The following is a 12,392-nucleotide window of genomic DNA, read 5'->3' as shown; positions in this document are numbered from 1 at the left end:
TACTACCTATATATTATTATCCATATTTTCGTTATAGAAAGATATAGGGATTTTAAAAACCATTATTTCTTTGAATATCAAATTATACGAAAAAAATAAAGGATTCTGACAATTTATGACTAATAACAGAAATACGGGGCAACATTTGTAAATATATTTTTGACTGGGGGTTTTGTATGATTCAAGTTCGAAATCTAGTAAAATCATTCGGATCACTTGATGTTTTAAAAGGAATTGATTTAGAAGTAAAAGAAAAAGAAGTTGTTGTTTTAATCGGCGCCAGTGGTTCCGGCAAAAGTACATTACTTCGCTGTCTTAACTTTTTAGAAATGTACGATGAAGGTGAAATTCACTTACAAGGTGAACGAATTGATCCAAAGCATTCAAATTTAAACAAAGTCCGTGAAAATGTCGGTATGGTTTTTCAACACTTTAACCTCTTTCCTCATATGACCTCACTAGAAAACATCATAGAAGCACCTATTCACGTAAAAAAATTGGAGACAGCAGACGCGAAGGATGTTGGGAATCAACTCCTACAAAAAGTCGGCCTACAAGATAAGGCGGATGTAACTCCTCACCTACTTTCAGGTGGTCAAAAACAACGCGTTGCGATTGCACGAGCTCTTGCTATGAATCCTAAAATTATGCTATTTGATGAACCTACCTCAGCCTTAGACCCTGAACTTGTTGGAGAAGTATTGCAAGTTATGAAAGAACTTGCTGAAGAAGGAATGACCATGATTATTGTTACTCATGAAATGAATTTCGCAAGAGATGTAGCTGATCGCGTCATATTTATGGATGACGGAAAGATTGTAGAGGACGCTCCGCCAGCACAATTCTTTTCAGCTCCATCACATGAACGAGCAAAACAATTTTTACGTAACGTTTTATAATGTAACTTCTGTTTCAAATGAAAAGAAATACATCCATACGGTGCACAACTAATTGTCCAAATAAAATATCTCAGTAACATACTTAAAACCATCCGTATGATCAATATATAGGAGGGGTTTTATGAAAAGAAAACTATTAACCATTGTTGCGAGTATTACATTATGTACATCCTTCATACTAGGAGCCTGTAGTAAGGAAAGTGCTACTACTTCTTCAAATGGTGAAAAAGAATTTCGTTATGCGATGAGTGGCTTATATAAACCTTTTAACTATAAAGAAAATGATGGAAAGCTTGCCGGTTTTGATGTGGAAATTGGTGAGGCACTTGCGAAAAAAATGAATATGAAACCCACTCCTATTACAAATCCATGGGAAACGCTAATTCAAGGTCTACAATCGAAAAAATATGATGCTATATTGGGCAGTATGGCAATTACAGAAGAACGCTTAAAAGCTGTTAGTTTCTCCAATCCTTATTATCGTTCTGGTGCCCAAATTTTTGTGGCTAAAAAGAATACATCTATCTCTTCTCCAGAAGATTTGAAAGGTAAGAAAATTGGTGTTGTAAAAGCTAGTACCTTTAAAGACCTTGTTGCAAAACATACAGATCAAATCACAGAATATGATAGCGATATTACTGCACTTATGGACTTAGAGCCTGGACGTATTGATGCAGTAATCACTGATCAAATGGTCGGTTTACGTATGATCAAAGAAGGTAAATCAAATATAAAAGAAGCTGGAAAACCATTAAATCTTGATGAAATGGGAATTGCTATTCGTAAAGATGATAAAGAAATGGTTGAGAAAGTAAATAAAGCTTTAGATGAAATCATTAAAGATGGTACGTATGAAAAGATCAGTAAAAAATGGTTTGGGCGTAATATTCTCGGTGAAGAGGAAAAAACGAAGTAAATTAGCTATTCAAATGTTTCATACATTATGCCCCACTTTTTATGTGGGGTATTTCATTCCCTACTAAAATCCATACAATATGAGGTGACACATATGTTTGAAATTTTTATGTCTACTTATCCCACACTCTTAAAGGCTACTATTGTCACATTACAATTAACACTAACATCCCTATTACTCGGTTCACTAATTGGATTACTATTCGCTTTTTTTCGAATCTCTAACAATAAGATTTTAAATAGTATTGCTCATGTATATATCGCCATTATTCGTGGTACACCTTTAATTGTTCAAATTGCCATTCTCTATTTCGGTATTACATCGATTATTGTCTTCACTCCTTTTTGGGCAGGAGCAATTGCTTTAGCAATTCATAACGGTGCATATATTACTGAAATTTTCCGCGGATCCATTCAGTCCGTTGACCGTGGACAATTGGAAGCTGCTCGCTCTTTAGGTATGCCTTACCCTTTAGCTATGCGCCGAATTATATTACCACAAGCATTTCGTCTGTCTCTTCCCCCTCTAGGGAACCAATTTATTATTGGATTAAAAGATTCTTCTCTTGTTGCTTACGTAGGATTGTCCGAATTATGGGGATCAGGTTTATCAATTGCTGCAAGTAACTTCCAACAATTAGATACATACATAATTGTTGGTTTATATTACCTCGTACTTGTTCTTCTATTTACTTATTTTGTTAATCTTTTAGAAAAACGACTTCAACGAAAAGAAAATAACTCTGTCCAGGTCAAGACGAAGAATAAGAAAGAAGTCTCTTTATAACAAAAAGCAAGCTCTAAGAGAGCTTGCTTTTTCATCGTAAAATATGTCTATTATTGATTTACTTTTTTTATAGTCTCTTTTTCCTCTATATGTTCCTCACGATATGAAATATTATGAGGATCCAATCCATTTCCTAAAGAACCATAGAAATGCTCCCTATGCGGATCAACTAATTCACTTCCGTGATAATACACACGTGGTGTATTCCAAAGTGCTGCCAAAGCTTTTGTCATCGGCATTTCGTGATAGCGTTCCGGCCACATTTCTTTAATTTTATCTTTTACTAATGGATAGTATTTAGAACTCATAGCAGGAAACAGATGATGTTCTGTATGGTATGAGAAATTGAAATGTAAAACGTCTACCCAGCGCGGTACTGTTACTGATAAACAGTTTGCTAAAGGATCATTTACTGGAACAATAGGATTTAAGCGGTGATTTGTTGCGATATACGCCATTACAATAAAGTTAGCAATTAACAACGGAATCACGTATGCAAAGAACCACTTTGTAGGTCCCATAATAAACAATAAACTAATCCAAACTGTCCAGGGCAAAAGAAGTTGAAGCCATACAGATTTTTGATTGGATGACTTAAATTCTTTTATAAAATGAAAGAACATTCGAGTCGAATGTAACGTAAATTGAATTGTTAGTGACAGGAAACTAAAGAATGAACGTACATGAAGAGGCATGCGATATACCCAACTCAAAAACTTACTCTTTTTCAGTTTCTCAAATGTCGGCCATGCATCTGGATCATTCTCTTCATGCTGTGTGTGAACATGATGCGTTGCATTATGCCACTTTCTCCAAAGTTTTGGGCCAGTTGATAATGGCATAAATGCTATCGCACCTAAAAAATCACGAAGCCATGCCTTTCTTACAACTGTTCCATGTAAAATTTCATGTCCTAAAAATCCAAGTGAAGCAAAACATAATCCAAGAACAATTGCAATTCCTAGATTTGCCCACACATTCAATTCAAATACACCGATCGTTATTAAACCAGCCAATGCCACAAGTAAATAAGCCAGTCCACCAAATAATCGATTAGGAACTGGTTTAAATGCTTTTTTCGGCAAATGTGGTGCTACACGTGCTGCATACCACCCAAACGTATGAAGCTCCTTCATCCTTTTGCCCCTTTCTTATGCCGCGCCCCGCGCAACTTGCATATATCAATTCTTGCTTCCAGATTGATTTTACTACGTGATCCAAAAAGCATTTATCATAAGGAAAATATACTCACTCTATCGTCACTTAATTTTCGCTTTTATTATCAATGAAAAACATTTCTCTTTTTACTCTCTATCAACCTTTCCACATGATGAATCATAACAATAGAATTTCTATATTGTCAACAACTTTTATGACCTAGTAATAAAAGTTGGTTATATTTTTATAATTATACTTTATTTCACTAAAGAAAAAGCATAGATTTCATAAGGCTTTATCAGGTATATATACATATCCACTTAAACAACATAGACTCTATCTTATTCAAGAACTCTCTATGTAATCAACAAATGGAATCACTTGAATTTAGCTTTATATAAATCCTACTTCTTCATACTGCCCCAATAAAATAATTATATTAAAATATTTTTTCTTTCGTTTAGTAAGAATAGAACGCTACGAAAACAACATACATGAATTCCATATAATATGGAAATATTAAAAGGAAAATTGTTCTAATTTGGAGGTTTTCAAAATGACAGATGACACATTTCCGCAGTTACCATCATCCTATTGGATTGAATCTACTCAATTTCCTACTTTTCCTCATTTATCCGAAAATATAAAGACAGAAGTTGCTGTTATCGGAGCTGGTATTACAGGCATTACCACCGCCTATTTACTCGCTAAAGAAGGAATGAAAGTCGTTTTAATTGATTCTGGTTCTGTTTTAAATGGAACAACTGGGCATACAACCGCAAAAGTAACAGCTCAACATGATCTTATTTATGATGAATTAATAAACAATTTTGGTGTTGAAAAAGCCAGGCTTTACTACGAATCAAATAGTAAAGCTCTACAATTCATAAACGAGACTGTACAAACATATAAAATCGACTGTAATTTCACAAATGAAGATTCGTATTTATATACAACTACCAATAATGGCCTGCGAAATTTAACGAAAGAATATGAAGCCTATCAAAAATTAAATATTCCTTGCGACTATGTTCAATCCCTGTCGATTCCTATTCCCGTACAATCTGCACTTGTGATGAAAAATCAAGCGCAATTCCATCCCCTCCTTTATTTAAAAGTACTTTTAGAAAAGTTTGTGGAGATGGGCGGAAAGGTTTATGAGCAAACAACAGCTATTGATGTGGAAAAAGGAGATTATCCACAAGTAATTTCAAAGGGTGACCATCGCATCACTTGTAAATATATTGTCTCTTGTTCACATTTTCCTTTTTATGATGCTAATAGCTTTTTCTTTACGCGAATGTACGCAGAACGCTCCTATGCTCTCGCAATAAAAGCAAAAACGGATTATCCAGGGGGCATGTATTTAAGTATCGATGATCCAAAACGCTCCATACGTTATACGACAAGCAATGGAGAAAAGTTGATATTGATTGGCGGAGAGAGTCATAAAACAGGACAAGGAATAAATACGATGCTTCATTACGAAGCACTCTATTCTTTTGCTGAAGCAACTTTTGGAGTAAATGAAGTTCCCTATAGATGGTCAGCACAAGATTTAATCACGCTAGATAAGCTTCCTTATATCGGACATATTAACGAAAGGAATCCAAATATATTTGTGGCAACTGGATATCGTAAATGGGGAATGACGACTGGAACTGCAGCAGCTCATTTACTGAAGGACTCCATTCTAAGAGTCCACAGTCCATATAGAGAACTGTTTGCACCATCACGCTTTCATGCAAATCCGGATATAAAAACTTTCCTCTCTCAGAACATTGATGTTGCTAAACACTTAATTGAAGGAAAAATTGAAACCGCATTACGTAAGCCAGAAAATCTTGAAGTTGGCGAGGGTTCTGTTGTACATGTCAACGGTAAACGAGCAGGTGCTTATAAAGATAAAGAAGGAAAATTACATATCGTCGATACAACTTGCACACACCTCGGCTGTGAAGTTGAATGGAATAGCGGTGATTGTACTTGGGATTGCCCTTGTCACGGTTCCCGTTTTTCAATTGATGGGGATGTTATGGAAGGTCCAGCAGATCAACCATTAAAGCGAGTTGATAACGAATAAAAAAACAAAGAAGTTCAACGGGAATCCTGTTGAACTTTTTTGTTTTCATGACACCTTTTCATATAAATTTCGACATACGCAGGGAAATATTAACATTAAATAAAATAATATATTCATCTACAAATAAAAGGAGTGAATACTATGCACCCTTCTGCTCCACCTCATCTAGAATCTACAGAAACTATCTTTTCAAGTTCTATTACAAAACTTGTTGTTTTTATTTGTTGGCTAGCCATTCTAGCTGACGGATATGATTTAGGTATTTACGGCGCCGTTCTGCCAAAGCTCCTAGAAGACAAAAGCTGGGCACTATCACCAGCCCACGCTGGAACAATTGCCAGCTATGCTTTATTTGGGATGTTTATTGGTGCTATTCTAGTTGGAACCATTACAGATCTAATTGGACGAAAATGGACACTTATATGCTGTTTAGCCCTTTTTTCTATCACAATGGGCTTAGCTGCAATTGCTCCTTCTCCTGAATTATTTGGGTTATCTCGATTTATCGGAGGAATCGGATTAGGCGGTGTTATCCCAACGGCTTCAGCACTTACTGTTGAATATTCACCCAAAAAACGGCAATCTTTTATTTATGCTCTTATGTTTACCGGCTATCCTTTAGGTATCGTGTTAGGCGCTATTTTATCCATGTTTATGCTAGAAGATTTCGGATGGAGAATTATGTTTGGCATCGGAATGATTCCGCTACTCCTCATTCCTTTCATTATTCGTTATTTACCTGAGTCCATTCAATTTTTATTATCGCGAAATCGACAAGAAGAAGTGAATAAAATTCTTAATCGCTTTCAAATTGAATTCCATGTAAAAGATGAAATTCCTGAAACACCATCTAATATACAAAAGAAAAATGGATTTCTTACGTTATTCTCAAAAGATTACATAAAAGCAACGCTACTTTTTTGGCTCACTTATATAATGGGAATGTTTTTAATATACGGTTTAAATACTTGGCTACCACAGATGATGCGCCAGGCAGGATACCCTCTTGGATCTAGTTTATCATTTCTACTTATACTAAATATTACTGCAGCTATCGGTGCATTATTTGCTGGGGCGATTGCCGATCGTATAGGAGCAAAAATTGTTATTAGTATCTCCTATCTTATGGCAGCCATATGTATTGGACTATTAACAATTAAACCATCTGTTACAATCATTTATCTTTTAATTGGTCTTGCTGGAATTGGATCAGTCGGTATTACTCAAATATTAAATGCTTATGTAACACAATACTTCCCATCACATATACGAGCTACCTCCTTAGGCTGGGGACTTGGACTTGGCCGAGTTGGTGCAATTGCTGGCCCTATTCTTGTCGGTATTATTATGACAATGCAATATGACTTGGCGTGGAATTTTTACTTATTCTCCTTTGCAGGTCTTATCGCAGCTATATCTGTTTTCTTTATTCCTACAAAATAAAGTGAAACTTTAATCAGCCCTCACCAATCGGGCGTTTACGGGCAGTTGACCTCCCACCTAACTTCTTCGCTCCAGCCGAATCTTGAGGTGGGAGTCTTACTGCCCGTTAATGCGGGATAAAAAAGAGCACAAACTCACTTGTGCTCTTTTTCATATACTTCAAACAATATATTTCGAAATAATGTATTCAAACTCTCAATATCAATCCCTAATCTCTTTTCAATGTTTTTCACATATTGCTGATAATAATTAATTTGTTCTTCTAAAAATTGATTTAACACCTGAACTTTCAATCCAACATCTAATTCCGTACCCGCTTTTTTCTTTACTAACAACTTCTCAATCTCACTCAATACACTACGTTCTATAGATAGTTCTATAAGTAATCGGTCAAATTCTACTGGAGGTAATGTCCCTTTCTCTTCTAGCCACTGACAAGCTAAAATAGGACGTAATACATAAAAGTACTTTTTCAACTTTACATTCTCGCCTTGCAAAAATTCACGATAATTTTTTGAAGCCATATGTAAGTAATGATATATCGTTGCTTTTGGATCAAAATTCTTTTCACTCATTTGCTGAAGCTGCTCTGGAAAGTTAGAGTTTTTCGAATAAAAAATTGGTGATCGAATCCACTCAAGTAAAGCTGGATTTGACTTCGCGAATAGTTGCAATGCCTTTTTAATATCCCAACCACTTATGTCTAAATCATCACTAATTGGATATTCGATTACATCACGCTTATCATGGATTGATAAATACCATTCTACAGGGTGTATATAAACAAACCTAACATCATAATCGCTATCTTTCGATGGAAATCCCCAAGCACGACTCCCTGATTCCACTGCAAATAAAATTTTCACATCATTCTCTTTTTCAATTCTTTCTAACTCTAATTCAATTTTCCCTCTCATTTCATACCATCTCCATTTTTTGATTATTTCCTTGGAAATTCGACAAATATACGACTAATTTTACTATATACCAAAACAGCTGTCAGACAATTTCTGACAGCTCAATAAAGCACTTATTTTTTCTTTTCAATTACAGTAGCAGTAATTCGTTCAAACTCTTTTTGAATTTCCTCTTTATATGCATCCACTTTTGAAAAATCCATAGCAGCAATATAAATTCGTTCTAATTTATCACGAACTGATTTTGCTTTTGCTAAGAAAGACATCGCCTCATTCATTTTTGCTTTATATTGAATGGAAACGTCACGAATTTCTGTAGCATACTTCTCATCCGTCCCTGGTTTAACAATAAGAGCATACATATCTATAATCTCATCACCTTCGCGACTTGGAAAATATTCATGTGGTGCGGTACTATCAAAAATTGCAAATCCTAATTCTCTTACGATAACCATATCAAGACTATTCGGGTCAAATCCGCAATGATATACTTCAACGTCAAAACCTTTTTCTTCTGCTGCCTTCGATAACTTTTTAAGCATTGTTGATTTTCCAGAACCCGGGCGTCCTTTTATAAAATAACGATGTGGTAATCCTTCTGTTAAATTAGGAACAAAATCAACTGCTCCTTTCGGTGTAGCAGCTCCTAAAAAACGATGTTTCACAATCGATTGTTTTCCCTTTTTATCTGCAAATAATTTCTGAATTAGCTGATCTGTTAGTTCATTTGCTTTATTAAAATCAATGTTATTAATATATATTTTCTCCCACTCATCATGTATAACTAATGCCTCTTTAAAACATCCGTAAGCAGATTTGAAAGCCTTTCCCGCTTCTGATACAAACCGTTCAATTTCTAACTTCTGCTTTCTTAATTTATCTGAGTCCCAAGCAACTCCTAAATTTATATACTCTTCAATAACTCCTGGCATTTTCGGCTCAATAACATGCGGTGATGTTCCATCAACAATTCCTACTTTTAATTTCGGAATAATCACTCCATCAACTGACTTATTATCAGAAGAACAATGCAAAAGTTCAATATCATATCCTTTTTCAACCCATTCACGACCTATTGCCTTAATTAAAGAAGATTTTCCCGTTCCTGGGCCTCCCTTTAAAATAAACAACCTGTCTAGCCCCTTCAAATTCTCTTCGTATAAGCTGTGAAATCCTCTAGCTGTATTTCCACCGGCATAATAATTCAATACATTCCCTGTCACTGCACTCACTCCTTCGCAGCATTCTACTTACATAAGCTACAATATGCGAGCAACTTTATTTGGGTGAACACCTAATTTGTATTGCGCGAAAAAAGGAAATGAATTACAATTTAAATATCACAAATATTCCGAATTTAAAACCGAATAAACCTTTAGCAAGAGAGGCAGAGGGACCGGTCCTTTGAAGCCCAGCAACCTCAGTTTATGCAAACTGGATAGGTGCTAATTCCTGCAAAATGCATTGCATTTTGGAAGATAAAACTCAACTAGTATGTAAAGCTCATCTTTCTTGATTATGAAGGGTGGGCTTTTTATTATTTGAAAAAAATATATTGGAGGTATGTAAAATGAAAGTAATTGATCTATCACAAACGTTTGAAAATAATATGTCTCAATTTCCTGGAACACCAAAAATCCAACTAGAAGCCATTACAAGCGTTGAAGAAACAGGTTATCAAGTTACGAATTTTCATTCTGTCGTTCATGTTGGTACGCATTGTGATGCGCCTGCTCATTTCATTTCAGGCGCAACCACTATTGATCAATTACCCCTAAATCAATTTGTAGGCGAAGCTGTTCTTATCGATGTGACTCATGTTCAAGAGCGAAAATTACCTAAGGAAGTATTACATACTGTCGACATAAAAGAAGGCGATATTGTCATTTTCCATTCCAATCTATCTAATAAATGGAATACCGAAGCTTATGAGAAAGAAGCGTTTTATCTTTCCGAAGAATTAGCTGAAGAACTAGTTCAATTAAAAGTAAAATCTGTCGGTTTAGATTTTATTTCTCCTGATGAGGTAACGACAGAAACATCACCGATTCATCACATACTGTTAGGAAATAATATTTACTTAATTGAAAACTTAACAAACTTAGATGCCATTAAAGCGAAACGATTCTTTTTCTCAGCAGCACCTTTAAAAATTAAAAATAGTGACGGTGCTTTCGCAAGGGCATTCGCTGTTATTTTTTAAACATGGTCTACAAAAAAAGCAAAGATCACTTTTGACCTTTGCTTTTATATTTTTTATTTAAGTTAAAAAAGAATTGCTCCACCTTTGGTCGTATCCACGCTAAATAATCTTTATCTTTCTTCTTTGTACAAGCTATCTCTTCTCCATCTACCATTTCGACAAGTTCTAGCTCTAACAGTTGCCTCGTAAATGCTACCATATTTACTTCTTCTGCTGGATATTCTTCTTTTAATTTCTCCTCAATTTCTCCCAATAAAAAACCGTCACGCATCATTGCTAGTGCATCAATCCAAAGTGGCGGCATTTCATATGTCTCTCCTGTAATCGTATCTTTTACAATATAGTTCTTTTGCTCTTTTCGAAATTGAATCGTGTGTAAACATACAGTCGAATTTAATGTTAATTCCATCATACCACCCCTTTCATCATATCCGCATAGAAAAAAGGATGCGCGTGCACCCCTTCTTTTCTTTTCATAACACTACTGAACCGTTACATGAGCTAAAAGCTCTATGTCGATATTTTCCTCCATTATAAACGAAGTTTTTTATAAAAAAAACCCTTCTTGAAACATTTTATAAAATGTTTATATTTACACAACAAGAACACTTTTCTGAAAAGTAATTTCGTCTAATGCACTACACTGTTGGTAAATAAATTTCCACTTTCGTTCCTATCCCCATACTACTTTCAATCGCGATACTCCCTTGATGTTCTTCAATAATTTTATATGTAATCATTAATCCAAGACCTGTACCATTCTCTTTTGTTGTATAAAAAGCTTTTCCGATCTTTTCTATTTTCTCATTTTCTATCCCAAGACCTTGATCTTCAACAGAAATACACAAGTTCTCTCCAGCTTTTTCATATGCCAGAATCCGAATATTCCCGCCTCCTGGCATCGATTCAATTCCATTTTTGATGATGTTTAACAACACTTGTTTTAATTGCTTATCATCACCATTTATAACGGGTAAATTTCCATCTACTTGCAAATTAAATTTAACTTTATATTGAGTCGCATAGCTTTCCATTAACTGTACAACATATAAAAGGATTTCCCCTATATTACACCATTCATAATTTGTTGGTTTCGGTTTTCCTAATAACATCAATTCACTAACAAACCCATTAATTCTCTCAATTTCTTGCAGCATAATCTCATAGCTCATCGTATCTTCAGGATTTCTTTCTTTTTGAATTTGTGTAAATCCTTTTAAAGCTGTTAATGGATTTCGAATTTCATGAGCGATTGTTGTAGACATAGTCCCAATAACCGCTAAATTTTCTGTCTCTTTCATACTGTTCATCATCTCAACAACTGTCCTTACATAAGATTGAAATCTCTTTAATAAAGAATGCGAAATGATGAAAAAGAATATACATAATACAAGCGGAATCACAACTTTTACATCTTGTAATATCAAAGCAAAAAATACATATTTTCCAATTACACTACAGGAAACGAAATAAAAATATTTTCTGTTCACGAAAATCGGTGCAAATAGAATTAAAAATATTTCAACCATATTTCCATTTTCAAAAACACGATCACTGTGTAAATAAATCATTAAGTTATTAATAAGATCAACAAGCATGTACCCAATTAAAAATAAGTATTTCACAAAATATACATAACCTTGTTTTTGAAGATATATTGAAATAGGAAATAAAGATATTACTAATATATATACACCTATTCCCATACCACCTTCTGGCCACCCTACCCTTGCTTCATTAATATTCATAGCGGGATAAACAAAATAATAGATAACGTCATATAAATAGAATATAATATAGAATAATAATATAAATACTTTTAAAGCTTCTCTTTCTTCATAAATCAAGCTCTTGTATTTGTTCATATAAAAACTCCTCTTGATCAATACAAAAAAACATTTCAAGTGTTATCTCTTTAAATTATAATTATGAAATTGCTTTCAGGGCAACATGTAACCTTCTAATACTAAAAGGAAGGAGATACAGC

General features: G+C 34.5%; 11 protein-coding genes and 1 riboswitch. Of the genes, 6 read left to right on the top strand and 5 right to left on the bottom strand.

The annotated features are described in order from the left end of the window. Positions 1–176: 176 nt before the first annotated feature. The 3 genes from MKY70_RS02155 (at position 177) to MKY70_RS02145 (ending at position 2,601) form a co-directional block, all read left to right on the top strand. Positions 177–899 (top strand): amino acid ABC transporter ATP-binding protein, encoded by a 723-nt coding sequence (locus tag MKY70_RS02155; RefSeq protein ID WP_002029539.1) that lies wholly within the window; start codon positions 177–179, stop codon positions 897–899. 121 nt (positions 900–1,020) lie between these two features. Further along, entirely contained in the window at positions 1,021–1,815 is a 795-nt protein-coding gene (locus MKY70_RS02150; RefSeq protein ID WP_002016697.1) for an ABC transporter substrate-binding protein, read from the top strand. A gap of 93 nt (positions 1,816–1,908) precedes the next feature. Then, a complete protein-coding gene (locus MKY70_RS02145; protein ID WP_002029538.1) occupies positions 1,909–2,601 on the top strand; it encodes an amino acid ABC transporter permease in 693 nt (230 codons plus the stop codon). A gap of 50 nt (positions 2,602–2,651) precedes the next feature. On the opposite strand, the gene MKY70_RS02140 is transcribed toward MKY70_RS02145, so the two are convergent. Next, positions 2,652–3,737, bottom strand: a complete 1,086-nt coding sequence (locus tag MKY70_RS02140; RefSeq protein ID WP_002091268.1) for a fatty acid desaturase family protein — start codon at positions 3,735–3,737, stop codon at positions 2,652–2,654. 578 nt (positions 3,738–4,315) lie between these two features. On the opposite strand from MKY70_RS02140, the gene MKY70_RS02135 reads away from it, so the two are divergent. Together MKY70_RS02135 and MKY70_RS02130 are read left to right on the top strand one after the other, a co-directional pair. Beyond that, a complete protein-coding gene (locus MKY70_RS02135) occupies positions 4,316–5,842 on the top strand; it encodes an FAD-dependent oxidoreductase (protein WP_088031695.1) in 1,527 nt (508 codons plus the stop codon). A gap of 141 nt (positions 5,843–5,983) precedes the next feature. Next, positions 5,984–7,285 (top strand): MFS transporter, encoded by a 1,302-nt coding sequence (locus MKY70_RS02130; RefSeq protein WP_088031696.1) that lies wholly within the window; start codon positions 5,984–5,986, stop codon positions 7,283–7,285. 134 nt (positions 7,286–7,419) lie between these two features. Here the strand turns inward: MKY70_RS02130 and MKY70_RS02125 are convergent, their stop codons facing one another. Continuing rightward, a complete protein-coding gene (locus MKY70_RS02125) occupies positions 7,420–8,202 on the bottom strand; it encodes a nucleotidyltransferase domain-containing protein (RefSeq protein WP_341022930.1) in 783 nt (260 codons plus the stop codon). 113 nt (positions 8,203–8,315) lie between these two features. Further along, positions 8,316–9,425, bottom strand: a complete 1,110-nt coding sequence (locus tag MKY70_RS02120; RefSeq protein WP_088031342.1) for a PRK06851 family protein — start codon at positions 9,423–9,425, stop codon at positions 8,316–8,318. 149 nt (positions 9,426–9,574) lie between these two features. After that, positions 9,575–9,687: riboswitch (SAM riboswitch) on the top strand. Positions 9,688–9,772: 85 nt separating this feature from the next. On the opposite strand from MKY70_RS02120, the gene MKY70_RS02115 reads away from it, so the two are divergent. Next, positions 9,773–10,405 carry a cyclase family protein gene (locus tag MKY70_RS02115; RefSeq protein WP_002091277.1) on the top strand — a complete coding sequence of 211 codons (633 nt, stop codon included), beginning with the start codon at positions 9,773–9,775 and terminating at the stop codon, positions 10,403–10,405. Positions 10,406–10,430: 25 nt separating this feature from the next. Here MKY70_RS02115 and MKY70_RS02110 read toward each other — a convergent pair whose 3' ends face one another. Further along, the gene (locus MKY70_RS02110) at positions 10,431–10,814 is read right to left on the bottom strand and encodes a hypothetical protein (protein ID WP_033715352.1); all 384 of its coding nucleotides are present in this window, start codon (positions 10,812–10,814) and stop codon (positions 10,431–10,433) included. A gap of 229 nt (positions 10,815–11,043) precedes the next feature. Continuing rightward, positions 11,044–12,270 (bottom strand): ATP-binding protein, encoded by a 1,227-nt coding sequence (locus MKY70_RS02105; protein WP_341022925.1) that lies wholly within the window; start codon positions 12,268–12,270, stop codon positions 11,044–11,046. Positions 12,271–12,392: the final 122 nt, after the last annotated feature.

It is taken from the genome of Bacillus sp. FSL R9-9492, from assembly GCF_038007365.1.
Lineage (GTDB): Bacteria > Bacillota > Bacilli > Bacillales > Bacillaceae_G > Bacillus_A > Bacillus_A mycoides.
Note: the sequence above shows the minus strand (reverse complement) of the source record. Positions and strands in the feature narration are given on the sequence as shown.